This window comes from Streptomyces radicis (assembly GCF_003626575.1).
Classification (GTDB): Bacteria; Actinomycetota; Actinomycetes; order Streptomycetales; family Streptomycetaceae; genus Streptomyces; species Streptomyces radicis.
Genome location: NZ_RBDY01000007.1, coordinates 63,468 through 86,452 on the forward strand (window position 1 = coordinate 63,468; position 22,985 = coordinate 86,452).

Sequence of the window (22,985 nt, forward strand, 5' to 3'; positions counted from 1 at the left end):
CGCGTTCAGCCGCCCTTCGCGCCGCGCAGCAGGCGGCGGACGCCGAGGACGATCAGGGCGCCGACGACCAGGGTGGTCGCGAGGCCCGCCGAGATGGTCACGTCGTCGTCCCCTTCGTCCTCGGCGGCGTCCCCGCCGTTCCCCTCCGAGGGGTCGCCCGCGGCGTCCACCTCCTCGTTCTCGCCGTCCTCGTCGGGCGCCGCGCTCTCCGGCAGCAGCTCGCCGCGCAGCTCCACCGGGTCGACCGAGCTGGCCGCGCCCTCGGCGCCGAACATGAGCGTCGCCCCATCCGGCGTGAACGTCACCGACTCGCCCTGGAGTTGACCGCCCGGCGGGATCACGCGGCGGGACAGCGGCTCGGGCAGGCCCGTCTCCGCGTCCCAGCGGTACATCCGCGCCGAGAGGTAGCCGCGCAGCAGCAGCCGCGTGCCGTCGGGCGAGAACGCCCCGTCCGTGACCCACTGGTCGATGTCGGCGACGCGCTCGAAGACGTTCGCCCCGGCGTCCGTGAGGGCCGCGGGACCCGCGTAGAGCGCGGCGCCGCCGTCCCGCTTCTTGGAGACGATGTACACGCGGCCCGTCTCCGGATGCACCATCAACGCCTCGGCGTCGCGCGGCCCGTCATCGTAGCGGACGGGGTAGACGGTCGGCGTCACGGTGGCGTCGGCCAGCTCGGCGGGCTCGGGCAGCCGGTAGATCCAGACCTCGTCCCAGCCGCCGTCGTAGTTGTCGCCGATGTCGCCCACGTAGAGGTCGCCCTCGGGACCCGCCGAGATGGCCTCGAGGTCGCGGCCCGCCACCCCGGCCAGGGTGATCGTGGCCAGCGTCTCGCCGCTCGCGCCGTCGATGGCGTAGAGGTTGGGCGCGGTGTCCTGGTCGTTGTGCGTCCAGTACACGCCCGGGTGCTGACGGCTGGCCTGGAGGCCGCTCGACTCCGTGATGCGCGGGTCGCTGATGGTGAACGACGGCGGCGTCTCGGCGACGGCCACCCCCGCGGGCGCGAGGGCGAGCAGCGCGGCCGCGCCGCCCGCCACGACACGGCGCGGCGTCATCAGGGTCGGCATCCGGGGCGACGTCCAGGTCGGCATCCAGGTCGGCATGGTGCCAAGACTGCCACCCCGGCCCTCCGGCTCGGGCCCGGAAATGAGAGATCCGCTTCCCGATGAGAACGCTTCGGGGAGGTTCACATAGGCGAAGCGAAGAAAAATGGGCTCATGTTGTCCATAGCGGGCAACGGCGTTGCCGTCGGAATCGTTGATTCCTACCTTCCTCGCCATGAGTACAAACCATCTTTCGAATCCCGCTGTGGTGCCCGCGGGGGGCTCCACAGCCGATTCTGCCGTCAAGGCGCCTCTCATGGCCGCCATCGCCGGGTCCGCGCTCGCGGTCATCGGCTCGTTCCTCCCCTGGGCCGAGGCCACCCTCGGCGAAATGACCGAGTCATCGGGCGGCATGCAGGGCGACGGCATCGTCACCCTGGTGTTCGGCGGCCTGGCGGCCGTCTTCATGGTCGTCGGCCTGGTGGCCAGGAAGGGCTGGGCACCGCTCGTTGGGGCTGTCATGGCCCTGCTGACCCTGGTGGTCGTCGCGATCAACATCGACCCGGAGCGTCAGGTCCGCGCGGACCTGGAGGGCCAGGGCCTGGCCAGCGGCGTCGAACTCGACGCCGCGGTCGCCTCCCTGGAGATGTCGACCGGCATCGGCGTCTGGATCGTCCTGGTCGGCGCGCTGGTGGCGGCGGGCGCGGGGGTGTTCGCCTTCGTCAAGGGGCGCAAGGCTGCCTGACACACAGCTGACCCGAGGGGGTGGCGCCGTTCCGGCGGGCGGCGCATCCCCTCTTGACATGGACCGCACTCCACGTCGTTGGCTTGGGCCATGGAGTACACACAGCTGGGACGCACGGGACTCAAGGTCAGCCGGATCGTTCTCGGGACCATGAACTTCGGCATGCACACCGAGGAAGCCGACAGCCACGCGATCATGGACGCGGCGCTGGCCGACGGCATCAACTTCTTCGACACCGCGAACGTGTACGGGGGCGACGCGGGCAGGGGCAGGACCGAGGAGATCGTCGGCAGCTGGTTCGCCCGCGGCGGGGGCCGCAGGGACAAGGTGGTGCTGGCCACCAAGGTATACGGCAGCATGGAGGCGGGCGGCACCCCGGCCTGGCCGAACCACGACCGCCTCTCCGCCGCCAGCATCCGGCGCGCGGTGGAGGGCAGCCTCACGCGGCTCGGCACCGACCACATCGACGTGTACCAGTTCCACCACATCGACAGGAACACCCCGTTCGACGAGATCTGGCAGGCCATCGACGTGCTGGTGCAGCAGGGCAAGATCCTGTACGCCGGTTCGTCCAACTTCGGCGGCTGGCACATCGCCAAGGCCAACGAGGCGGCGGCGCGCCGCGGTTCGCTCGGCCTGGTGAGCGAGCAGTGCCTCTACAACCTGATCGAGCGCCGGGCCGAGGCGGAGGTGATCCCCGCCTCGCGGGACTACGGCCTCGGCGTCATCCCGTGGTCGCCGCTGGCCAGCGGCCTGCTCGGCGGCGTTCTGCGCAAGGAGGCCGAGGGCGGCGACGTGAAGCGCTCGGCCCGCGCCCTAGCCGACAGCACGCTGCGCGAGCGGATCCAGGCCTACGAGGACCTGGTGGCCAAGCACGACCTGGACCCCGGCGAGGCGGCCCTCGCCTGGCTCCTGAGCCGCCCCGGCATCACGGGCCCGATCATCGGCCCCCGCGTCCAGGCCCAACTCGACGCGGCGGTACGGGCGACGAGCCTGAGCCTGAGCGAGGACCTGCTGTCGTCCCTGGACGAGATCTTCCCTCCGGTGGGTCCCTCCCCTGAGTCGTTCGCCTGGTGACACCCCTCGCCGCGCCCCTCGCCCACTCGGGCGGGGGCGCCGCTTTATGCGACAAGGCGAATATGCCCGATGCCGCATGGACGCCACCCCGCGCCCTCTCGTACGGTCATGGTCGACGGCCGAAAGGGCCGTCGGGACATCAGAAGGAGGCCGTCCATGTTCTTGGATGGTGACGAATGGGCCGCCCGATTCAAGAACTTCCGGCATGAAGCATGGCGACTTGAGGCCCTGCCGCAGTACCTCATGCCGCAGGAGGAGGAAGAGCTCCGGGCCTTCAGGGCGGGAAAGCGGATCGACCCTCACACGGTCACGAGTTCGTACGCCGATCGGCTGCGCCGACAGGCCGCGGAGGGTCGGCCCCAGGGGCGCGTACACATCGTGACGCGCCCGCTCTCGGAGTACCTGCGGTTCGAGTTCTCCCGGTACTACACGGTCCACGCGCTGGCCGGTGAGAACATCCGGATCCTCGATGTGACCGAAGGGCCGAATCCGTTGGCCGGGGTCCAGGACTTCTGGATGTTCGACCGTTCGGAAGTGGTGCTCATGAACTACGAGCCGGACGGTCGGCAGATCAACCGCCAGGTGTACGAGGGCGATCCGGCGCCGTTCATCGAGTACCAACGCATCGCCGTTGAGGCGTCCGTGCCCTTCGAGGAGTACGTGAAGGGCATTGACGTTTGAGCCGGAGAGGCTGGTCCGGTCACGTTCGGACCTGGCGGAAGTGTTGAAGGATCGACGCCAACGCGTCGATTGTCGCGTGTGACCGACGCCGACGCGGGGAAGTTCCGGGAAGTCAGCTTCAGGCGGGCTCACCAAGGGCCCGGCCGATGGCTCCGACCAGCGGAGGACAGATGACGTTACGGTTCGTCGGCAAGGACCCGGAGTCCGGCGATCACGGCTCACCGGCCGCATGGGTGGACGAGTCCACCTCCGATCTGCTGTTCCAGGGACTGAGGGTCGACGAGGAGACTGCGGCCGCCTGCGGCGGGGACGTGGCCCTGCCGACACATGAGACGATCGTAAGGATTCCACGGCGGCTGATCCCCTTGCTCAGGGAGGCACTGGATGTCGCAGAGCATCGATGACTTCGCCGCGTTGTTGCGCTCGACGAAGCACTCGGCCGCACACCTCGAGCTCCGGGACGTGTACGACATCGGCAACGAGACCGAGGGCTTCAGGGCGTGGAGAGACGGCCACCGGCTCGACCCCGGGGACCGGGCACGTTGGTGGCGCCCCTGGCTCGACCTCGTCCAGGAAGTCACCGGGCAGGGAGTGTCGCTTCGCCGGGCCCGGGTCGTGTCCGAGCCGCCATCCGAATACATTCGGTATGAGCACAGCTTCACGTTCACCAACGTGGTCGCCGGTGAGGACGTTCGCTGGCTCCCGCGTCGGGAGTCTTCCGACCTGCTGCTCCCCGGGAACGACTTCTGGCTGTTCGACGACCGGCTCCTCCAGTTCAACGTCTTTGACGGAGAAGGTCGTTGGACTTCCACGGAGCAGACGGACGACCCCGCCGTCGTGAACGCCTGCGCCACCGCCTTCGAGACGGTGTGGAAGCGGGCCGTCCCGCACGCGGAGTACCACATCTAGCCGACTGCCAGCCAGGTCATGCCCTCGTCGCCCCTCTCCACCGCCCAGGCAGCACGCGCCGAGATCGCGCGGCGCCTGGACCAGCTGCGGCAGGACGCCGGTCTGACGGGACTCGACCTGGCTGTTCGCTGCGGGTGGTCGAAATCCAAGTCCTCGCGGATCGGCCGCGGGATCACGACGCCGTCGGACGACGACATCAGGGCGTGGTGCGTCGCCTGCGACTCGGCCGACCAGGCGGACGACATCATCGTCGCCGCCCGGTCGGCCGAGTCGATGTATACGCACTGGCGACAGCTCCACCGCCGCGGGATGCGCCACGTGCACCGCAAGACGACACCGCTGTATCAAGACACCCGACTCTTCCGGGTCTACACGTCGAACCTCATCCCCGGGATGCTCCAAACCCGCGGATACGCAACGGGCGTCCTACGCGCCATCACGGATTTCCAGCAGACGCCCGACGACGTCGACCAAGCCGTCGAGGCGCGACTCACCCGGTCACGCGTCCTCTACGAGGGAGACCACCGGTTCGCTCTGCTGATCGAGGAGAGCGTTCTTCATCACCTCGTCTGTGAAGAGTCGGAAATGGTCGAGCAGTTGACCACGCTCATGTCGGTGATGAGGCGTCCGAATGTTTCCCTGGGAATCATGCCCATGCGTAAACGGCGTCCCGTCTGGCCTCTCGAAGCCTTCTACATCTTCGACGACTCTCTCGTCGCCGTGGAAACACTGACGGCCGAGATCAACGTCAAGGCCCCCGGCGAAATCCGCGCCTACCAGAGGGCGTTCGCCCAACTCTCGGAAGGAGCGGTCCGCGGCGCCCAGGCACGAGCTCTCATCTCGGAGGCGATTCGCCTCCTCGGCTGAGACCGTGCAACCGTGTGCAACATTCCTGGCTCACCGTTCCGAAGCGGCTCTACGTTGATATCCGGCGCCGGATACCCCGGAAAAGCCGAAGGGGGCCCATGACGGCCCCTCTCGGCCGTCGAGCAGATCAGGAAGGACGACGATGAGCGACCTGTACGCGCTGGACATCGACGACGCCTCTTTCTTTCCCGCGTGCGGTGGCAACACCCACCCCGACGGCGAGGCGTGCGTGACGCTCGCCGCCATCGGCCCCGGTGTCTGGGCCATGGGTGACAGCAAGCGGCCCGAGGCGGAGCCGCTGAGGTTCACCACCGCCGAGCTGGACGCGGCCGGTGTCGACCCGGCGCGGTTCGGCCTCTCCGCGTAGCCCGTACGACACCAGAGCCGACGGCCCTGCCCCGTACGCCGAGGTCAGGGCCGTCGCCATCCTCCTGAGCGGAGCGGCAGTGCACATCCACGGCTACGAATGGCTCGGCGAGAAGGCCACGTTCGACAGGGAGGGCACCCGCAGGCCGGTGGAACGGGAGCCGACGCCCCAGAGTCCGCAGGACGTCATCGAACGGTACCGCCGCGCCGCGGCCGAGTTCCCCACCAGCGAGGTGCCCCCGCTGGAGACGGCGCTCTGGCTCATGAAGCCCACCGCCGTCATCCGCGGAACGTGGACCGAGCCGAAGGAGGCGGGAGAGTGGCTTGATCTCCGGCTCGCCGAGCTCGCCCCCAGGTACGCCTCCGCGGGCGACCGGGACGCGACGCGCCTGACCGCCCGCGTGAAGGCCGCCGTGGAACGGCTGGCCCGGGGCGGTGACGTGTCGCTCGGCCACTACGTCAAGGGCACCGTCTTCCACTCCGTCGCCCTGGTGACGTGCTCCCCCAACCACACCCGCCCCACCCTGCCCTGCCCTGCCAGGTAGGCCACCCGCGCCCGGCCGTCGCCCCGTGCCGTCGCCCCGTGCCTCAGCCCAGTGCCGCGCCCAGCGCGACCGCGGCCAGGAGCAGGACGAACGCCGCCGTCACGATGCGGGTCCTCGTCTTCGCGTTCACCCCCTCACCGTACGCCCAGCTCCCACGCGCCGTGCTCGGTGTACCGCCCGTTCTCGCTGCGCATCAGCACGATCCGCTCCACCGGCCACCCCGCGCCCGAGAAGCCGGAGAGCAGCGCGGCGAACGGCGCCAGCGGGACCGGGGGGCGCGGCGCGCGGGCCAGGGTCAGGTGCGGGCGGTACTCGTCGTGCGCCTCCACGCCGGGGCCCACCGCCGCGGCCAGGCCCGCCAGGGCGACCGTCTGGCCGCCCAGCCCCACCCACAGCGTGCTGTCGCCGAACGTGCCGCCCCCCGCGAGCCGCAGCCCGAACGGCTCGCTCTCCCGCGCCACTTCCGCGAGCCGCCCCGTCAACGCCAGCACCTGGTCCGCCGCCAGGTCGCCGTAGAACGCCAGCGTCACATGCCATCCGGCGCGTTCCCGCCACCGCAGCCGCTCCGCGCCCGGCACCGCGAGCAGCGCGTCGGCCGCGCGCGCGACCTCGGCCATCGCCCCCCGCGGGGGCAGCACCGCGGCGAACAGTCTGTGTCCCATACACTCCCCAAAGCGACGATCAGACCGGCGGGCACGCTCACCCTCACGCCCCGCCCCACACCCTAGGGGGCGCCCGGCGACGGGCCCGAGATGTCCACGCACCGTCCCCGTCACCGACCGCCGCCTCACGCCGTGGCCGTCAGCTCCTCCGGGTCCCGCGGCACGAGCGCGACGCCGCGCTGCCCGGGCCGCAGGCTGATCCGCAGCCGCAGGCCGCCGATCCTGGCCAGGACGAGCGCCACCCCGAGCGAGGCCAGGGCGCACACCGACCCGCCGAAGAGCAGCCCGACCCGGGCGCCGAACTCGTCGCACAGCCAGCCCATGAGCGGCCCGCCGATGGGCGTTCCGCCGACGAAGACCATCATCATCAGGCTGAGCACGCGGCCGCGCATCGTCGGGTCGCTGTTGATCTGGAGCCCGGTGTTCGCGGTCACCTGGAACGTCATCCCGGCCAGCCCGACCACCGGCATCAGCGCCGCGAACAGCAGGAACGTCGGCGCCACCGCCGAGAGCAGCAGCATCGCGGCGAACATCCCGGCCGCGGCCACCGTGAACCGCATCCTGCGGCTGCCGCGGCGGGCGGCGAGCAGCGCGCCGACGACGGAGCCGATGGCCATGAGCGAGTTCAGCAGGCCGTAGGTGCCCGCGTCCGCGTGGAAGACGCCGTCGGTGAAGGCGACGAGCCAGATCGGGAAGTTGTAGCCGAACGTGCCGATGAACCCCATGAGCACGATAGGCCACAGCAGCTCGGGTCGGCTGCCGACGTAGCGCAGGCCCTCGCGCAGCTGTCCCTTGTGCCGGGGGGCCCGTTCGGTCGGCGTGAACTCGGAGGCGCGCATCATCAGCAGCCCGGTGATCGGGGCGATGAACGAGAGCCCGTTGTAGAGGAACGCCCACCCGCTGCCGACGGTGGTGATCACGACGCCCGCGACGGCGGGGCCGATCAGGCGGGCGGACTGGAAGTTGGCGGAGTTCAGCGAGACGGCGTTGCGCAGCAGGGCGGGGCCGACGATCTCGGAGACCATCGCCTGCCGCGCGGGGTTGTCGACGACCGTCGCCAGGCCGACGACGAGCGAGAGGGCGTACACGTGGTAGACGTTCACCACGTCGCTGAACGTGAGGACGGCCAGGGTCAGTCCGGCGAGGCCGATGACGGCCTGCGTCCCGAGCAGCAGCTTCCGCTTGTCGAGGCGGTCGGCGAGCACGCCGCCGTAGAGGCCGAACAGCAGCATCGGCAGGAACTGCAACGCCGTGGTGATGCCGACGGCGGCGGCGGAGCCGGTCAGCTCGTGGACCAGCCAGTCCTGGGCTATGCGCTGCATCCATGTGCCGATGTTCGACACGGACGAGCCGAAGAAGTGCAACCGGTAGTTGCGAACCCTGAAGGAGCTGAAGGTGGATATGGCGTCGGTCGTGGTCAGGGATGCGGGTGCGGAGTCAGCTCCGGGTCCCGGACTCAAGGGTGACTCTCCTTTGCGCGGTCTTGTCCTGTCTTTCGCATGGGTCCCCGTGGGGACGGCTCGAGGGGGTTTACGGGAAGCTCGAGGGGTTTATGGGAAGGAAGCTAGAGATGGGCGAGCTTGTGCAGCACGGGAGCGGCGGCGCGCAGCGCGGCCCACTCCTCCTCGTCGAGCTGGCCGACGAGCTGCGCCAGCCACTCGTTGCGCTGGGCCCTGCTCGCCCGCAGCATGGCCTCGGCCTCGTCCGTGGCGCCGACGACCTTCTGCCGCCGATCGCCGGGGTGGGCCTCCATGGCGACCAGGCCACGCTCCTGGAGCAGCGCGATGATGCGGGTCATCGACGGCGGCTGCACATGCTCCTTGCGGGCCAGCTCGCCCGGGGTCATCGGACCGCACCGGGCGAGGGTGCCGAGCGCGGACAGCTCGGCGAGGCTCAGCGCGCGGTCCCCGCTGATGTGCCGCATGCGACGCGAGAGCCTGAGCACGCCGATGCGCAGCGTGTTGACCGCGTCGTCATCGCCGTCGTCGCCGTCATCGGCACCGTCGACCTCGTCGACCTCGGCACCGGCGACATCGTCATCGTGGGGCATCGGGGACCGCCATCGCTCGTTAGCTTTCCTAACGAAATATAGCCGAAGATACGACGATGTACATTCCCGCTTGCGCGTTGGAGTGAACCGGAACGGGCCACGCCCGCCGCACGAGCCGCCGGTAGGCTGCGAGGATGCGCTGGGGTGACCTGACAAGCGGCAAGCGGGAGGCCCCCGAGCCTCTCGAGGGCGACGTCCCGACCACGATCCTGGTGGGGACGACCGTGTGGGCGGTGCTGTTCGTCGTCCAGATCCCGTTCTACGGCTGGTTCGCGGACCGCGGGCACACGTGGTGGCTGTGGACGTGCCTGGCGGGGGCCGCGCTCGGGCTCCTCGGCCTGGTGTATGTGCGCCGCCGCGAGGCGGCCATCGCGGCGGCGCGCGGCGAGGCGGCGGACTGATCCCCGGGGTCGCCCCCGGAGTCGCGACGTCGGTCCGCGGCGGCGCTCAGTCGAACCAGCGCGCCGTTTCCAGCTCCTCCGCCCGCGACGGGTCCTCCAGGAGCGCGGCCAGCTCGAAGCGGCGGGGCCACTGGCCCGTCGCCCAGGCGAGGCCCGCCGCCAGGCCCTCGAACGTCGCCGCGTGCAGCACGCCGCTCCGCGGCAGGCGCCAGTCGAGCTCGACGCCGTCGACGACCAGCTCGTCGTGCTCGACATAACGCGTCGGCGTGCCGGGCCCGAGCAGCTCGCGCGCCGCCTCCGGCACGTCGCGCTCGGTCCCGTCGCCCGGCGGCTCGGCCGCGAGCGCCGCGCCCAGCGGGCGGACGTCGAGCACCGTGGCGAGCGCGGCGGCCAGCGCGGGCGGCACGGGCAGCAACGCGCGCCCCGTCGCGAGCGGCAGCAGGTCGGGCGCGTCCGCGACGAGCGCCTCCGACGCGTCCACCACGCGCGGCTCGCCGTCCACCACCGCCCGCACCTGGTCGGGCAGCGTGACCTCATCGGGGTCCAGCTCGGCCAACAGGGCGTACAGGCCGTGGAGTTGGGCCGGGGTCACCGGAAGCTCGGGGTCGGCGAGGCGGCCGAGCAGGTCGGCGGCGCCCCCCGGCTCGGCGAGCAGCGCGCGCGCCGTGGTGCGCACGCCGAGCGCGTGCAGCACCTCGGCGTCCACCTCGGCGGTGTCCGCCTCCTCGTAGAGCCCGGCGAGCAGCGGGTCGCCCGAGGCGGAGCGCAGCCCCGCGGGGCGGCGCCCGTCGAGCACGGGCGCGCTCCGCAGCCACCACGCGGTGTAGGGGCGGGCGCGTTCCACCGTGCCGTCGGGCATCCGCACCCGCACGGGCGCGGTCAGCGCCTCGCGCAGCGCGGGCCGCGACAGCAGGGCGAGCACGCGCGGCCACTGGTCGTCGTCCACCAGCTCGAGGTCGCGCACGGCCACCACCTCGGCGGCCACCGGCGGCAGCGGCGCCTCGGGCAGGGCGTCGAGGGTGTCCTCGCACCACGCGTCCACGCCGTAGAGCAGCCCCACGTCGTCCGGCTCGGCCCAGTCGGTGTCGCGCGGCTCCAACTCGTCGGGGTCGAGCACCACATCGGCGGCGGTTATCAGCGCGAAGTCGGCCTGCACGCCCACGGCGGCCAGCGGCCCCTCGCCCCAGCGGGCGGCGAACTCCGGGTCGCACACGGCCAGCTCGCCCTCGCGGATGACCTCTTCGAAGACGCTGCCGGGGAAGACCAGCTCGCCCGCGGGGACCAGGTCGCCGTCCTCGTCGGGCAGCACGAGCGCGGCGAGCCACGGCTCGTCGCCCGGCTCCAACCCCGCGTCGCGGACCAGCGCGATGACCGTCTCGGCCAGCTCCGCCGCCGGGATCGCGTCCTCGTCCCACACCTCCACGTCGTCCGACGCGGCCACGGCGGAACGCACCTGCGGCGTCGAGAGCACCGCGCGCGGCGTCGCGGGCTGCGCGCCCAGCTTCTCGAGCAGCGGATGGGCGGCGTCCGGGTGCGCCACCTTCAGGCCGAGGCGGCCCAGGCCCTCGGGCTCGGTGCCCGGCGCGGGCAGCAGGACGCGGCGCGGGCCGATCGTCGTGCGCCCGTCGGCCAACGGCACGGGAAGGCCCGTCAGCAGCTCGGGGTCGACGCCTGACAGCGACTCGTAGAGGCGCCACCACCACGCGGCGGGCCTTTCGACCCCGGCGAGCCGGTCGACGATCTCGCCGAGCGAGACCCGGGACACCTCCAACACCCGTAGCTCGGCCCGGCGTTCGAGCCCGGCGGGCAGCAGCACGGGGAACAGCTCGGCCAGCACGTCCACGGTCTCGGCCCCGGCGCGTTCCACCAGCTCCGCCTCCGTGGGGCGCAGCGCGGCGGGGATCTCGCTCTCCGGCTCCTCGGGGCCCGGCGCGGCGGCGGCGCTCGGCAGGAACGCCGTGCCCGGCAGCAGGTCGAGCAGCAGGGCGCGCAGCGCGCCGTCGAGCTCGCCACGGCCCAGCGGCCCCGGCACCAGGTCGAGGATGTCGCTCGTCACCGGGCGCCACTCGGCGAGCAGCGCGGCATAGGTCTCGGCGGCGCGGGCCAGCAGGAAGTCGGTCAGCGGGCCAGGGGCGACATGGCGGCGGGTGGGCTCGAGGGGGAAGCTGGCGATCAGCAGCGCGGGCAGGCCGAGCGCGTCGTCGGTCGGGGTGGGCGCGTGCACCACGGGCGGGCTCGCGGGCGCCGCGGGCGCGCCCTCGGCGTCGACAGGGACGGCCCAGGTGACCGACCAGTGGCGGCGCTCCCGCTCCTCGATGGGCCGGTCGGCCAGCAGCGCGGGCTCCGCCTCGCCCTCGGCCGTGGCCACCCGCCAGCGCGTGGAGCGCACGGCGAGCCCGGCGGGCCCCGGCTCCTCGGTGATCTGCGTGTACGAGCCGAACTGCCGCCGCGCGAGCGAACGCGTCCCGCCCGCCGTGACGACCGTGACCTCGGTCAGCCCCGGCAGCGTCAGCAGCAACGTGTCGTCCACCGCGTCGAGCAGCCGCGTCGCCAGGTCCTCGGCTGCCGCGTCGCGCAACGGCAGGACGACCGCCGTGTCATAGCCGTCGGGCACGGTGGCGTCCGCGAGCGGCAGCGGCAGCCGCAGCAGCGGAACGGCGTGCCTGTGCCCCGACCTGCGCTCCAACTCGCCGAGCAGCCCGGCGTTCTCCGCGCCCGCGGCCCTGGCGAGATCGGTGGCCTCGGCGAGCGACCAGCGCACGCCCCCCGCGACCCCGACGATCGCCGGCTCGTCGCTGACGGCGAGCACGGCCGCGAAGCCGACGCCGAACCGCCCGACGGTGGCCTCGCCCTCACGCTTGGCCGAGGCGCGCAGCGTGGACAGCGACTCGACGCCCGCGGCGTCGAGCGGCTTGCCCGTGTTGGCCACGGTCAGCACGCCGTCCCGCAGCGCGAGCAGCAGCCGCCCCTGGCAGTCGGCGCGGGCCGCGGCGTCGGCGGCGTTCTGCGCCAACTCGACGACGAGGCGGTCACGGTAGCCGCCCCGCGCGAGATCCTCCTCGGCGTTGGCGTCCTCCCTGAACCGGGCGGGGGACGCGGTCCACGCGGTCAGCACGGCGCGCCGCAGCCGCCCGGTCTCGAAGAGGTCGCCCGGGCCGTCCGTGTCGCCCGCGTCGCCTGAGTCGTGGATGCTCACGGGTGCGACAGTACCGGGTGCCGCGGGGGCCGCCCGCCGTCGGATGCGCCCGATGACGGGCGGGGCACGGAGGAACCGTTACAGCGGGTCGGCGCCCAGGTGGTCGATCACCGGCGGGGCCGGGACCTGGGGCTCGGGCATGACCGCCGCCTCCGAGTGACCGCCGCAGCCGTAGGCGAGGGACACCACGTGCCCGTCGGCGGGCGAGAACTCGTTGGCGCACACGCCGAACGCCTGCCGCAGCGCCCCCGCCATCGGCAGCAGGAACCCACAGCTCACACAGGACGCCGGGGCGGCCTGCGCCATCGGCGTGCGCGGCCCGTAGTGCTCCTCCCAGCGGTCCGCCGCGTCCTGGAGCCCGACCCACGCGAGCACCCTCGGCCGCCCGAGCCCCAGCTCGGACGCGACCTCCGCGGGCTCGGTCTCGGGGGCGTCCGACACGAACCCCGCCTCGAGGCGCGGGTCGTCGCCCTCGGTGGGCAGCAGGTCGCCAGGGCCCATGTCGCCGGGCCGCAGCCGCTTGCTCCACGGCACCCAGTCGGGAGCGAGCAACGCGTCGGGCCCCGGCGTCAGCGCGACCTCGTCGACCGTGACATAACGCGCCCGCGCCGCGCGCGTGACCGTGACCCCCCAGCGCCAGCCCGGGTAGCCGGGCTCGCGGCTCTCGAAGAGGTGGGTGACCAGCCGGTCCGCCTCGGTGACCAGGCCCAGATACGCGCCGAGCGGATGCGGGTGCGCGGCCTGCTCGGCGGCCTCGCGCGCCAACTCGACGGCCTCGGCGCACAACCGGTCGGGCGCCGCCCGCCCCCGGGACGGCTGCTCGGCCCCCGTCTGTTCCTGCGGCCCGTCCGCCGCACGCCCGTCGCTCGCCGTGCCTTCTCGCTCGCTGCTCCGGCCGCGCGGCGCGGCAGCGCCTTCGATCTCATCCTGCGGCCCGGCTGCCGCGCGCCCGTCGCTCACAAACCCTCACTCCTACGCCGTTAGTCCGGTGCGGGCGCCTGGAGGCGAACGGAGCCGACGGAGCGGACACGGGACCGCTGCGAACGTCGCGCTGAACGAGGCAAGGCGCACCGTTCGCCCACGCTACCGCAACCGGAGTGGCGCCCGCCGCGTGGCCCGCGCCCGCGGGGAAGCGCCGACGAACGCCGGTGGAGGGGCCCGCGTCCGACGACGCCGACTTGTCCTCGGAGATCGCCCTGACAGGGCCTAGGCTTGCGCCGTGGCTGCTGGCAGCTCGTCGGACGCGAAGAAAGGATCCGGCTCCGGGGTCATGCTCCGGACAGTCCGGGCGGCCGGTCGTGCCCTGCCCGCCATCCCGCTGGCCGTCGGGCGCCGGATCCGCAGGGCCACGCACGCGCACGGCGCCGGGGAGTCGGGCCTGGCCAAGCTGATCGAGCTGCACGCCGTGCACTCGATGGGCGACGCGCTCATCACGCTGGCGCTCGCCTCCACCATCTTCTTCTCCGTCCCCACCGACGAGGCCCGCGGCCGGGTCGCGCTCTACCTGGCCGTGACGATGGCGCCTTTCATCCTGCTCGCGCCCGTCATCGGCCCCCTGCTCGACCGGCTCCCGCACGGCCGCCGCGCCGCGATGGCCGGGGCGCTGCTGGCGCGCGGCGGGCTCGCGCTCGTCATCGCGGGCGCCGTGACCACCGACAGCATCGGGCTCTACCCGGCCGCGCTCGGCGTCATGGTGTGCTCCAAGGCGTACAACATCGTCAGATCCGCCGTCGTCCCCCGCCTCCTGCCGCAGCGCGTCTCGCTCGTGAAGGCCAACGCCCGCATCACGCTCACCGGGCTCATCTCCGCGGGCGCCGCCGCGCCCATCGGCCTCGGCCTCAACGCCATCGGCGAGCGCTGGCCGCTCTACGGGGCGTGTGTGATCACAGTGATCGGCGCGTTCATGTCGTTCAGGCTGCCGGGCCAGGTCGACCTGGCGCGCGGCGAGCGGCGCGTGCACCTCGCCGAGCTGGCCGAGGCGCGGGCCGCGGCGGCGAGCACCAAGGAGGACGGCGGCCGCGGCGGGGTGCTGCGGGCGGTGGACTCGCCGGTGCTCAAGGCGCTGCTCGCCAACGCCTCGCTCCGCGGCCTCTCCGGCTTCCTGCTGTTCTTCCTCGCCTTCCTCCTGCGCAACGAGCCGCTCGGCGCGCTCACCGCCGCGTTCTCCCTCGGCGTGGTCGGCGTCGCCGCGGGCACGGGCAACGCCCTGGGCAACGTCATGGGGAACTGGATCCGCGACCGCGCGCCCGAGCTGATCCTGCTGATCGTGCTGCTGATCGCGCTGGGGCTCACCATCACCGCCGCGGCCAGCTATCTGACCGTCACCGTGGTGGCGGTGTGCGCGGCCGCGGGGTTCTGCCAGGCGCTGGGGAAGCTGTCGCTCGACGCGATGATCCAGCGTGACGTGCCCGAGGTGGTGCGCACGTCGGCGTTCGCCCGCTCCGAGACATCGCTCCAGATGGCGTGGGTCGCGGGCGGTGCCATAGGGATCTCGCTGCCGCTCAACGGCACGCTCGGCATGTCCGCCGCCGCGTGCGTCGTGGCCCTCGGGACCGTGCTGTCGCTGCGCGGCCTGGTGTCCGCCGCGCGGCGCGGCTCGCCGACCCCCCGCGTCAGGTGACCCCGGCGGCGAAACGGCCCGCACACCCGGGTTAACCTGCCGCTATGACCGCGTTCGCCACGCACCTCGGCCGCCGCAGGGCCTTCCGCGCCGCCGTCGCCCTCGGCGCCGTCCCGCTGGGCCTCGCGGTCCTGGTGGGCTGCCAGAAGCCCAGCCCCATCGCCCACTTCACGCTCGGCTCACGCACCGCGTCCACCGAGGCCCCCGACGACTGCTGGGGGCACGGCGGCGACACGCTGACCCCCGAGCGCGGCAGGGAGTGCAGGGCGGAGGCGAAGGGCGCGCCGTCGTTCACGGTCGAGCCGGGCGACACGTTCCGCGTGGGGGTCGACCGGGAGGTCGCGGACAGCGGCTGGCTCCTGCTGGTCAACGGGGTCCTGCACGAGGTGATCCCCTACACCTCGACCTATCAGACGTTCGACGTGGACGACCTCGCGGGGACGCCGATGCGGGCCGAGACATCGGTGAGCCCCGTGGCCTCGCCCGAGCCGCTGCTGATCTCGGTCGCGCAGGTCAGCGACGACTTCGACGCCGAGCGGCTCTTCGCGTCGACCACTCAGGCGGAGCTGGACGAGCGGCTGTTCGGGACGTTCAGGGGCGTGTGGAACGCCGAGCTGACGCCCGGTTCGGCCGGGGACTGACGGGGTCCGCCGCCATGCCGAAGCGCGTCCTGGTGGTCACCGCGGTCCCGGCAGAGCGCGACGCGGTGCGGGGGGCCGCCGCCTCCGTGCCCTCGCCGCTGCGCGGCGGGCTGGTCCCGCACCGCTTCGCCCCCGCGGGAACGGGCCTCGCCGTGGACGCGCTGGCCGCCGGCGTCGGCCCCTCGCTCGCCGCCGCGGGGACCGCGACGGCGCTCGCGCTCGCCGCCGACCCCTACGACCTGGTGATCTCCGCGGGCATCGCGGGCGGCTTCGCGCCCGCCGCGCCCGTCGGGTCCACCGTGGTGGCCTCGTCGATGGTGGCCGCCGACCTGGGCGGCGAGACCGGCGAGGGCTTCGCCGACGCGGCGGCCCTCGGCTTCGGCCTGGTGGTCCGTCAGCCGCCCGAGGCGCTGGCCCGCGCCGTCGCCGCCGCCACGGGATCCGCGCACGGGCCCGTGCTCTCCGTCTCCACCGTGACCGGCACCGCCGACCGCGCCGCCGAGCTCGCGGGGCGTCATGTGGGCGCCGTGGCCGAGGCGATGGAGGGGTTCGGGGTGGCGAGCGCCGCCGCGCTGCACGGCGTTCCCGCCCTCGAGGTGCGGGCCGTCTCCAACGCGGTGGGCCCGCGCGACCGCTCCGCCTGGCGCGTCCCCGAGGCACTGGCGGCGCTCACGGAGGCGTGCGCCGCGCTCTGGCCCGTTGTCGACTCCTGGGAGGAACGCCGTGGCTGACCCGCTCGGCATCGCCTACTCGCCCTGCCCCAACGACACCTTCGTCTTCCACGCCTGGGCCCACGGCCTGGTGCCCGGCGCCCCGCCGGTGGACGTGACGTTCGCCGACATCGACATCACCAACGGCCTCGCCGAGCGCGGCGACGGCGACCTGCTCAAGGTCTCCTACGCCGTGCTGCCCTATGTCCTCGACACCTACGCGCTGCTGCCGTGCGGCGGCGCGCTGGGCCGGGGCTGCGGGCCGCTCGTGCTCACCGCCGGGGAGGTCGAGGCGTCCGATCTCGCGGGGAGGACCGTGGCCGTGCCCGCCGAGCGGTCCACGGCCTATCTGCTGTTCCGGCTCTGGGTCGCCGACCATGTCCCCGGCGGGGTGGGCGAGGTGCGGGTGATGCCGTTCCACGAGATCATGCCCGCCGTGCGGGACGGGCGCGTGGACGCGGGGCTCGTCATCCACGAGGCGCGTTTCACGTTCCGGCGCTACGGGCTGACGCGCCTGGCCGACCTCGGGGAGTTCTGGGAGGGGACCACGGGGCACCCCATCCCGCTGGGCGCGATCGTCGCCAGGCGGTCGCTGGGCGAGCGGCGGATCGCCGAGGTCACCGACGCCATCCGCGCCTCGGTGCGGCACGCGTGGGCGGACCCGGCGGCCAGCCGGGACTATGTGCTCGCCCACGCCCAGGAGATGGAGCCATCCGTGGCCCAGGCCCACATCGACCTGTATGTCAACGAGTTCACCGAGGACCTGGGCGCGGCGGGCCACGCGGCGGTCGGGGAGCTGCTGACGAGGGCGGCCGATGTGGGCCTGGTGCCACGGGTCACGCTGTGAGGCGGCGGGAGGGGCGTCCGGGGCTCGGCGGGGGCGGTCAGACGTCGAGCTGGTCGGCGACGGCCCTGAGCATCCCGGCGATCTTCCTGCCGCTGGCCTTCTCGGGGTAACGTCCGCGCTCCAGCTGCTGGGAGACGCCGTCGAGCAGGGTGGTGAGGTCCTGGACGATCGACGCCAGCTCGTCCGGCTTGCGCCGCTGGGCCGCGGCGACCGAGGGCACGGGGTCGAGCAACGTCACGGAGAGCGCCTGGTCACCGCGCTGGCCCGCCACCACGCCGAACTCGACGCGCTGCCCTGGGCGCAGCGCCTCGACTCCGCTGGGCAGGGCCGATGAGTGCACGAAGACATCGCCGCCGTCGTCACGGGAAAGGAAGCCGAAGCCCTTCTCGCTGTTGAACCACTTGACCTTGCCGGTAGGCACGTGTCCTCGTCCTCGCACTCGTTTCCATAACAATGAGGCGGACCTGGGAATCTTTCGAAGAACCAGCCCCGCCGCCTCCCAGGCTAATCGCCCCGGGCCCGGTGACAAGATGCCGCCGGGCCGTTTCGGAGGATCACTGCCCCCCGGTCAGCGCGAGTATGCGCGCCTGCGACCCTGGAGGGGTGAGCGAGAGCGACGTGTCGAATCCGGGGGACGCGCTGGTGCGCGTCGGCGGCGTGGTGTTCGGCGTGGGCGCGGTGGCGACGCTGGCGACGGTGGTGCCGCTGTTCGTCGGCGCGGAGCCGCTGCCCACCGCGGCCTATCTGGTGTCGATGCTGATGGGCGTCGGCTTCGCGATCGCGGGGGCGGGCCTCGGCCGTTCCGTGGTCCACCAGCGGCGCCGCGACCGGGCGGCGATGCGGGAGCGGGCCGGCGCTCAGGCGGCGAGGTAGGCGTCGAGCCAGGCGGGGAAGCCCATGAGGTCGGGCATCACCGTGTCGGCGCCCGCCTCGCGCAGCTCGTCGGCGGGGCAGGGCCCGGTGGCCACGGCGACCGAGACCGCGCCCGCGGCCCGCGCGCCGCGCACGTCCCCGACGTGGTCGCCGACGTAGACCGCGGCGTCGTGCGCGCGCAGCGCCTCGCCCTTGGCCTCGGCCCACAGCGAGCCGACGACCGCGTCGGGGGCGAGGCCGAGGTGCTCCATGTGCAGCTTGGCGTTGGGCTGGTGCTTGGCGGTGACCACTATCGCCCGGGCGCCGGCCGCGTGCACCGCGGCGATCGCCTCGCGCGCGCCCGGCAGCGCGGGGGTCGCGGCGATGGCGTGCGTCACATACATGGCGCGGTAACGGTCGCCCACGTCCGCGATGCGCTCCGCCGGGAACCAGTGCGCCAACTCCTGCTCGAGCGGCGGCCCCAGACGGGTCACCGCCAGGTCGGCGTCGATGGGGACGCCCGTCTCGGCCGAGAGGGCGAGATAGGTCGCCCTGATGCCGGGGCGCGAGTCGATGAGCGTCATGTCGAGGTCGAATCCGACGGTCAGGGCCTGGCGGTGCGGGGTGTGGCGCATACGGCCATGGTGCCAGGCCCTGACCCGGCGGCCTCAGCGGGAGTTGACACGGGCGATCTCGCGGATCACGCGCTCCTTGAGGTCACGGCCCATGGGCGCGTAGCCCAACTCCGCGGCGAAACGATCCGCCTGGGTGTCCTCGAGGGCCCAGGTCCAGAAGTCCCGCAGCAGCGCGGCCGTTTCGTCGTCGTAGCCGCACTCGTAGGCGAAGATCCAGTTGGCGCCGGTGATGGGGTAGCCATCGCCGCCGATGTCGTCGATGGTGAACTGGAAGTCGTCGGGGATCTCGGCCTCTTCGGACGCCGCCGTGGTGGCGGCCAGGGTGGGCTCGATCGGCACGCCGTCCTCGTTGACCACGCGGGCCGTGGCGAGCCCGGCGCTCAGGGCGTAGGACTGGTTGACATAGCCGAGGCCGCCCGGGTTCTCCGTGACGCCGCGCGCCACGCCCTCGTTGCCCTCGCCGCCCAGGGTGTCGGCGTGCCAGTCGATGTCCGTGCCCTCGGCGTACTCCTCGGCCCAGAAGCCGACCTCGGTGGTCAGATAGCGGGTGAAGACATACGTCGTGCCCGAGCCGTCCGAGCGGTGCACGGGGACGATCTCCTCGTGCGGGAGCTCCATGCCGGGGTTGAGTGCGGCGATCGCCGGGTCGTCGTAGTGCGTGATCTGCCGGTCGTAGACCCGCGCGATCACCTCGGAGGTGAGGATCAGGCCGTCGAGCGCGTCGTCGTTCAGCGCGATGACCACCGCGCCGAAGACGACGGGGAACTGGACGGCCGCGCAGCCGCGCACGTCGCCCGCCACCGTCAGCTCGCTCTCCTGGAGGTAGCGCTCGGACGAGCCGAAGTCCACGGTGTCCGAGAGGAACTGCTCGATGCCGCCGCCCGAGCCGACGGCGTGGTAGTCGATGGAGACCCGGGTCTCGATCGACTCGCTGTAGTAGGACATCCACTCCTGGAACAGCGGGTCGGGGAACGTCGCCCCCGAGCCCGTGAGCTCGCCGGTGAGCGTGCCCCGGGTGACGGTGCCTTCACCGTCACCGCCCCCGGAGCACCCGGCGCACATGGCGAGCAGAACGGCGGCCGCCGCGGCGGGCGCGGCGGCGCGGACGAGCCGGTTGCGCATGGCAGGTGCTCAGCCGAAGCGGCCCGAGACATAGTCCTCGGTGGACTGGTTCGCCGGGTTGGTGAAGATCTTGGTCGTGGTGTCGATCTCCACGAGCCCGCCGGGCTCGCCGATGGCCTTGAGGTTGAAGAAGCCGGTGACGTCGCTGACCCGCTGCGCCTGCTGCATGTTGTGGGTCACGATGACGATCGTGTACTGCTCCTTCAGCTCGGTGATCAGGTCCTCGATCGCCTGCGTGGAGATGGGGTCGAGCGCGGAGCACGGCTCGTCCATCAGCAGCACGTCGGGCGCCACCGCGATCGCGCGGGCGATGCACAGGCGCTGCTGCTGGCCGCCAGAGAGGCCCGAACCCGGCTTGGGCAGCCGGTCCTTGACCTCCTCCCACAGGTTGGCCGAGCGCAGCGAGCGCTCCACCAGGGCGTCGAGGTCGGCCTTCTTGATGCGCTTGTTGTTCAGCTTCAGCCCGGCCGCGACGTTGTCGTAGATCGACATGGTCGGGAACGGGTTGGGCCGCTGGAACACCATGCCGATGTGGCGGCGGACGCCGACGGGGTCGACGCCCGCGCCGTAGAGGTCCTGCTCGTCCATGAGGACCTTGCCCTCGACGCGCGCCTTGGGCACCAGCTCGTGCATGCGGTTGAGGGTGCGCAGGAACGTCGACTTGCCGCAGCCCGAGGGGCCGATGAGGGCCGTGACCGAGCGCGGCTCGATCGTCATCGTGACGCCCTGCACGGCGAGGAACTTGTCGTAGTAGATGTCGAGGCCCTTGACCTCGATGCGCTTGGCCACTGTGCTTCGCTTCCTTTGGCTGGTGACCGCTAGCTGCGGGTCTTCGGGGCGAACAGGCGGGCGATCAGGCGCGCCACGAGGTTCAGCGCCATCACGATGAGGATCAGGGTGAGCGCGGCGGCCCACGCCCGGTCCACGAACGCCTCGCGCGCGAAGCCCGGGGCGTTCTGGTACTGCGTGTAGGAGTAGACCGAGAGGGTCGCCATCCGCTCGTTGAACGGGTCGAAGTTGTCGCCGCGCGTGATGCCCACGGTGATCAGCAGCGGGGCGGTCTCGCCGATGACGCGCGCGATGGCCAGCGTGACGCCGGTGGCGATGCCCGCGATCGCGGTGGGGAGCACGACCTTGAGGATCGTGCGCCACTTGGGCACGGCCAGCGCGTAGGAGGCCTCGCGCAGCTCGTTGGGCACGAGCTTGAGCATCTCCTCGGTGGAGCGCACCACCACGGGGATCATGAGCACGCTCAGCGCGACCGAGCCCATGAAGCCCATGCGGATGCCCGGCCCGTAGAACAGCTCGAACAGCGCGTAGACGAACAGGCCCGCCACGATCGAGGGGATGCCGGTCATCACGTCGACGAAGAACGTGATGTAACGGGCCAGGCGCCCGCGGCCGTACTCGATGAGGTAGATCGCGGTCATCATGCCGATCGGCACGGACATCAGGGCGGCGATGCCGGTGATGATGAGCGTGCCGGTCACGGCGTGGCTGGCGCCGCCGCCCTCGTTGACGACGCCGAGCATCGAGTTGTTGAAGAACTCGGAGTCGAAGCGTTCGAGGCCCCGGTCGACGACCGTGGTGAGCACGGAGACCAGGGGCAGCAGCGCCAGGACGAACGCCGACGAGACGATCGCCGTGACCAGCCGGTCGAACGCGCCCCGCGGGCCCTCGACCGCGCGGGACCAGGCGTAGATCACGACGGAGTAGCCGAGGGCGGCCCCGATCCCGCACACCGCGGGGTTGGCGTCGGCAAGCTGCCACAGCGCCGCGGCCACGACGACGAAGGCGAGCAGGACGCCGGGCGCGGCGCCCCGGGGGAGCGACCCGCGGGAGAGCGGCACCGGCGGGAGCACGTCCGGGGGCGGCGGGGTCTTGTCCAGGGTGGTCTCAGTGGACATCAGTTGGCTCCCGAGAATTCACGGCGCCGGTTGATCACCGCGCGGGCCCCCATGTTGACCAGCAGGGTGACGGCGAAGAGGACCAGGCCCGAGGCGATCAGCGTGTTGACGTCGAGCCCTGAGGACTCCGGGAACGACAGCGCGATGTTGGCCGCGATCGTCGAGGAGTTGGCGCTGCTGATCAGGTCGAAGCTGACGATGTCGCGGTTGGCGGAGAGCACGATGGCCACGGCCATGGTCTCGCCGAGCGCGCGCCCGAGGCCGAGCATCGAGCCGCCGATGATCGCCGAGCGGCCGAACGGGAGCACCGCCATCCGGATCATCTCCCAGCGGGTGGCGCCGAGGGCGAGCGACGCCTCCTCGTGCAGCCTGGGCGTCTGGAGGAACGCCTCGCGGATCACGGCCGTGGCGATCGGGAGGATCATCACGGCGAGCACGATGACGGCCACCAGCATCGTGCGGCCCGTGGCGGACGCGGGGCCGTCGAAGAGCGGGATGAAGCCGAGGTTGTCCGCGAGCCACTCGGTGGGCCCCACGGTCATCGGCGCCAGCTCGGCGACGCCCCACAGGCCGAAGATGATGCTGGGCACCGCGGCGAGCAGGTCGATCACATAGCCGAGCAGCGAGGCGACGCGGCGCGGCGCGTAGTGCGAGATGAACAGCGCGATGGCCACCGCCAGCGGGGTGGCGATGACCAGGGCGAACGCGGCGGAGATGAGCGTGCCGAACAGCACGGGCCAGATGTAGAGGACGATGCCGTCGCCGCCCGTGACGTCCTCGGAGTCGGCCCACAGGGCGGGCCACGCCTCGGCGATCAGGAACGCGGCGACGCCGGCGAGGATGACCAGGATCAGCACGCCGGCGCCGGTGGAGGCGCCGGAGAAGACGCGGTCGCCCAGGCGTTGGGGCGTTCCCCTGGGGCGGCCGCCCTCGGCCGCGGGAGGCCGGTCGCGCTTGCTCTCCTTGGTGGGAGGCACAGTCTCTCCCTTTCTGAAGTCGGCGGTCTTCGATGAGCGGTGGGGGCCCGACCGGCCGGGGGACCTGGGCGGCCCGGGGCCGGAATGCCCAAGGCCGGGCGGCCTCCTCGATGGGGGCCGCCCGGACCGTTGGGC

The 22,985-nt window shown here is 72.5% G+C and carries 26 protein-coding genes; 14 read left to right on the forward strand and 12 right to left on the reverse strand.

Translation table 11 applies throughout. The features are described from left to right. Positions 1-5: 5 nt before the first annotated feature. On the reverse strand, positions 6-1,052 hold the full coding sequence (locus D7318_RS12335) for a hypothetical protein (RefSeq protein ID WP_408055484.1): 1,047 nt from the start codon (positions 1,050-1,052) through the stop codon (positions 6-8). 304 nt (positions 1,053-1,356) lie between these two features. On the opposite strand from D7318_RS12335, the gene D7318_RS12340 reads away from it, so the two are divergent. The 8 genes from D7318_RS12340 to D7318_RS12375 all read left to right on the forward strand — a co-directional run bounded on the left by D7318_RS12340 (position 1,357) and on the right by D7318_RS12375 (position 6,230). Then, the gene (locus D7318_RS12340) at positions 1,357-1,785 is read left to right on the forward strand and encodes a hypothetical protein (protein ID WP_120696983.1); all 429 of its coding nucleotides are present in this window, start codon (positions 1,357-1,359) and stop codon (positions 1,783-1,785) included. A 90-nt stretch (positions 1,786-1,875) separates the two neighbouring features. Beyond that, positions 1,876-2,862, forward strand: a complete 987-nt coding sequence (locus D7318_RS12345) for an aldo/keto reductase (protein ID WP_120696984.1) — start codon at positions 1,876-1,878, stop codon at positions 2,860-2,862. A gap of 156 nt (positions 2,863-3,018) precedes the next feature. Continuing rightward, positions 3,019-3,543, forward strand: coding sequence for a DUF6879 family protein (locus D7318_RS12350; protein WP_120696985.1), 525 nt, complete (start codon positions 3,019-3,021; stop codon positions 3,541-3,543). Between the two features lie 170 nt (positions 3,544-3,713). After that, complete coding sequence (locus D7318_RS12355; protein ID WP_120696986.1) at positions 3,714-3,947, forward strand: hypothetical protein; 234 nt, start codon at positions 3,714-3,716, stop codon at positions 3,945-3,947. Next, positions 3,928-4,452, forward strand: a complete 525-nt coding sequence (locus D7318_RS12360; RefSeq protein WP_120696987.1) for a DUF6879 family protein — start codon at positions 3,928-3,930, stop codon at positions 4,450-4,452. The genes D7318_RS12355 and D7318_RS12360 overlap by 20 nt, the downstream gene beginning before the upstream one ends. An 18-nt stretch (positions 4,453-4,470) precedes the next feature. Next, entirely contained in the window at positions 4,471-5,319 is an 849-nt protein-coding gene (locus D7318_RS12365; protein ID WP_120696988.1) for a helix-turn-helix domain-containing protein, read from the forward strand. A gap of 142 nt (positions 5,320-5,461) precedes the next feature. Beyond that, positions 5,462-5,686: a DUF397 domain-containing protein gene (locus D7318_RS12370; protein WP_120696989.1), complete on the forward strand. Its 225-nt coding sequence runs from the start codon at positions 5,462-5,464 to the stop codon at positions 5,684-5,686. A gap of 79 nt (positions 5,687-5,765) precedes the next feature. Continuing rightward, entirely contained in the window at positions 5,766-6,230 is a 465-nt protein-coding gene (locus D7318_RS12375) for a hypothetical protein (protein ID WP_120696990.1), read from the forward strand. Positions 6,231-6,364: 134 nt separating this feature from the next. On the opposite strand, the gene thpR is transcribed toward D7318_RS12375, so the two are convergent. The 3 genes from thpR to D7318_RS12390 form a co-directional block, all read right to left on the reverse strand. Continuing rightward, positions 6,365-6,892, reverse strand: a complete 528-nt coding sequence (gene thpR, locus D7318_RS12380; protein ID WP_120696991.1) for an RNA 2',3'-cyclic phosphodiesterase — start codon at positions 6,890-6,892, stop codon at positions 6,365-6,367. A 125-nt stretch (positions 6,893-7,017) separates the two neighbouring features. Next, positions 7,018-8,352, reverse strand: a complete 1,335-nt coding sequence (locus tag D7318_RS12385) for an MFS transporter (protein WP_120696992.1) — start codon at positions 8,350-8,352, stop codon at positions 7,018-7,020. 104 nt (positions 8,353-8,456) lie between these two features. Continuing rightward, the gene (locus D7318_RS12390; RefSeq protein WP_120696993.1) at positions 8,457-8,942 is read right to left on the reverse strand and encodes a MarR family winged helix-turn-helix transcriptional regulator; all 486 of its coding nucleotides are present in this window, start codon (positions 8,940-8,942) and stop codon (positions 8,457-8,459) included. Positions 8,943-9,076: 134 nt separating this feature from the next. Here D7318_RS12390 and D7318_RS12395 point away from each other — a divergent pair, with 134 nt between their 5' ends. Beyond that, positions 9,077-9,343: a DUF2530 domain-containing protein gene (locus D7318_RS12395; protein WP_120696994.1), complete on the forward strand. Its 267-nt coding sequence runs from the start codon at positions 9,077-9,079 to the stop codon at positions 9,341-9,343. 46 nt (positions 9,344-9,389) lie between these two features. On the opposite strand, the gene D7318_RS12400 is transcribed toward D7318_RS12395, so the two are convergent. Beyond that, positions 9,390-12,539, reverse strand: coding sequence for a sacsin N-terminal ATP-binding-like domain-containing protein (locus tag D7318_RS12400; RefSeq protein WP_408055479.1), 3,150 nt, complete (start codon positions 12,537-12,539; stop codon positions 9,390-9,392). 78 nt (positions 12,540-12,617) lie between these two features. Further along, positions 12,618-13,325, reverse strand: a complete 708-nt coding sequence (locus tag D7318_RS12405) for a DUF3027 domain-containing protein (RefSeq protein ID WP_230423690.1) — start codon at positions 13,323-13,325, stop codon at positions 12,618-12,620. Positions 13,326-13,809: 484 nt separating this feature from the next. Between D7318_RS12405 and D7318_RS12410 the strand changes: the two genes are divergently transcribed. Genes D7318_RS12410 through D7318_RS12425 form a run of 4 tightly spaced genes read left to right on the forward strand, consistent with a single transcriptional unit; the run spans position 13,810 to position 17,357 of the window. Further along, complete coding sequence (locus D7318_RS12410) at positions 13,810-15,159, forward strand: MFS transporter (RefSeq protein WP_120696995.1); 1,350 nt, start codon at positions 13,810-13,812, stop codon at positions 15,157-15,159. Positions 15,160-15,203: 44 nt separating this feature from the next. Further along, complete coding sequence (locus D7318_RS12415) at positions 15,204-15,800, forward strand: hypothetical protein (protein WP_120696996.1); 597 nt, start codon at positions 15,204-15,206, stop codon at positions 15,798-15,800. Between the two features lie 14 nt (positions 15,801-15,814). Beyond that, entirely contained in the window at positions 15,815-16,531 is a 717-nt protein-coding gene (locus tag D7318_RS12420; RefSeq protein ID WP_120696997.1) for a futalosine hydrolase, read from the forward strand. Then, positions 16,524-17,357 (forward strand): 1,4-dihydroxy-6-naphthoate synthase, encoded by an 834-nt coding sequence (locus D7318_RS12425; protein WP_120696998.1) that lies wholly within the window; start codon positions 16,524-16,526, stop codon positions 17,355-17,357. The genes D7318_RS12420 and D7318_RS12425 overlap by 8 nt, the downstream gene beginning before the upstream one ends. A gap of 37 nt (positions 17,358-17,394) precedes the next feature. Here D7318_RS12425 and D7318_RS34785 read toward each other — a convergent pair whose 3' ends face one another. Continuing rightward, on the reverse strand, positions 17,395-17,778 hold the full coding sequence (locus D7318_RS34785; protein WP_113687260.1) for a cold-shock protein: 384 nt from the start codon (positions 17,776-17,778) through the stop codon (positions 17,395-17,397). 158 nt (positions 17,779-17,936) lie between these two features. Between D7318_RS34785 and D7318_RS12435 the strand changes: the two genes are divergently transcribed. After that, entirely contained in the window at positions 17,937-18,230 is a 294-nt protein-coding gene (locus tag D7318_RS12435; RefSeq protein WP_120696999.1) for a hypothetical protein, read from the forward strand. Here the strand turns inward: D7318_RS12435 and D7318_RS12440 are convergent. The 5 genes from D7318_RS12440 to pstC are packed head-to-tail and all read right to left on the reverse strand — an operon-like array spanning position 18,215 to position 22,850. Then, positions 18,215-18,844 (reverse strand): HAD family hydrolase, encoded by a 630-nt coding sequence (locus D7318_RS12440; RefSeq protein ID WP_120697000.1) that lies wholly within the window; start codon positions 18,842-18,844, stop codon positions 18,215-18,217. The genes D7318_RS12435 and D7318_RS12440 overlap by 16 nt on opposite strands. 33 nt (positions 18,845-18,877) lie before the next feature. Further along, on the reverse strand, positions 18,878-19,966 hold the full coding sequence (pstS, locus tag D7318_RS12445; protein WP_120697001.1) for a phosphate ABC transporter substrate-binding protein PstS: 1,089 nt from the start codon (positions 19,964-19,966) through the stop codon (positions 18,878-18,880). A gap of 9 nt (positions 19,967-19,975) precedes the next feature. Beyond that, positions 19,976-20,755, reverse strand: coding sequence for a phosphate ABC transporter ATP-binding protein PstB (gene pstB, locus D7318_RS12450; protein ID WP_120697002.1), 780 nt, complete (start codon positions 20,753-20,755; stop codon positions 19,976-19,978). Between the two features lie 29 nt (positions 20,756-20,784). Further along, positions 20,785-21,873, reverse strand: coding sequence for a phosphate ABC transporter permease PstA (gene pstA, locus D7318_RS12455; protein ID WP_120697003.1), 1,089 nt, complete (start codon positions 21,871-21,873; stop codon positions 20,785-20,787). Then, positions 21,873-22,850, reverse strand: a complete 978-nt coding sequence (pstC, locus tag D7318_RS12460) for a phosphate ABC transporter permease subunit PstC (RefSeq protein WP_120697004.1) — start codon at positions 22,848-22,850, stop codon at positions 21,873-21,875. Before pstC ends, pstA begins: the two co-directional genes overlap by 1 nt. Positions 22,851-22,985 lie beyond the last annotated feature (135 nt).

What these genes read in the sequence shown, in the direction of transcription:
- D7318_RS12350 (WP_120696985.1), top strand. Translation starts at nt 3,019, where the DNA reads ATGTTCTTGGATGGTGACGAATGGGCCGCCCGATTCAAGAACTTCCGG.
- thpR (WP_120696991.1), bottom strand. Translation starts at nt 6,892, where the DNA reads ATGGGACACAGACTGTTCGCCGCGGTGCTGCCCCCGCGGGGGGCGATG.
- D7318_RS12355 (WP_120696986.1), top strand. Translation starts at nt 3,714, where the DNA reads ATGACGTTACGGTTCGTCGGCAAGGACCCGGAGTCCGGCGATCACGGC.
- D7318_RS12415 (WP_120696996.1), top strand. Translation starts at nt 15,204, where the DNA reads ATGACCGCGTTCGCCACGCACCTCGGCCGCCGCAGGGCCTTCCGCGCC.
- D7318_RS12370 (WP_120696989.1), top strand. Translation starts at nt 5,462, where the DNA reads ATGAGCGACCTGTACGCGCTGGACATCGACGACGCCTCTTTCTTTCCC.
- D7318_RS12365 (WP_120696988.1), top strand. Translation starts at nt 4,471, where the DNA reads ATGCCCTCGTCGCCCCTCTCCACCGCCCAGGCAGCACGCGCCGAGATC.
- D7318_RS12335 (WP_408055484.1), bottom strand. Translation starts at nt 1,052, where the DNA reads ATGACGCCGCGCCGTGTCGTGGCGGGCGGCGCGGCCGCGCTGCTCGCC.
- D7318_RS12345 (WP_120696984.1), top strand. Translation starts at nt 1,876, where the DNA reads ATGGAGTACACACAGCTGGGACGCACGGGACTCAAGGTCAGCCGGATC.
- pstS (WP_120697001.1), bottom strand. Translation starts at nt 19,966, where the DNA reads ATGCGCAACCGGCTCGTCCGCGCCGCCGCGCCCGCCGCGGCGGCCGCC.
- pstA (WP_120697003.1), bottom strand. Translation starts at nt 21,873, where the DNA reads ATGTCCACTGAGACCACCCTGGACAAGACCCCGCCGCCCCCGGACGTG.
- D7318_RS12440 (WP_120697000.1), bottom strand. Translation starts at nt 18,844, where the DNA reads ATGCGCCACACCCCGCACCGCCAGGCCCTGACCGTCGGATTCGACCTC.
- D7318_RS12410 (WP_120696995.1), top strand. Translation starts at nt 13,810, where the DNA reads ATGCTCCGGACAGTCCGGGCGGCCGGTCGTGCCCTGCCCGCCATCCCG.
- D7318_RS12360 (WP_120696987.1), top strand. Translation starts at nt 3,928, where the DNA reads ATGTCGCAGAGCATCGATGACTTCGCCGCGTTGTTGCGCTCGACGAAG.
- D7318_RS12340 (WP_120696983.1), top strand. Translation starts at nt 1,357, where the DNA reads ATGGCCGCCATCGCCGGGTCCGCGCTCGCGGTCATCGGCTCGTTCCTC.
- D7318_RS12390 (WP_120696993.1), bottom strand. Translation starts at nt 8,942, where the DNA reads ATGCCCCACGATGACGATGTCGCCGGTGCCGAGGTCGACGAGGTCGAC.
- D7318_RS12435 (WP_120696999.1), top strand. Translation starts at nt 17,937, where the DNA reads ATGCGCGCCTGCGACCCTGGAGGGGTGAGCGAGAGCGACGTGTCGAAT.
- D7318_RS12395 (WP_120696994.1), top strand. Translation starts at nt 9,077, where the DNA reads ATGCGCTGGGGTGACCTGACAAGCGGCAAGCGGGAGGCCCCCGAGCCT.
- D7318_RS12420 (WP_120696997.1), top strand. Translation starts at nt 15,815, where the DNA reads ATGCCGAAGCGCGTCCTGGTGGTCACCGCGGTCCCGGCAGAGCGCGAC.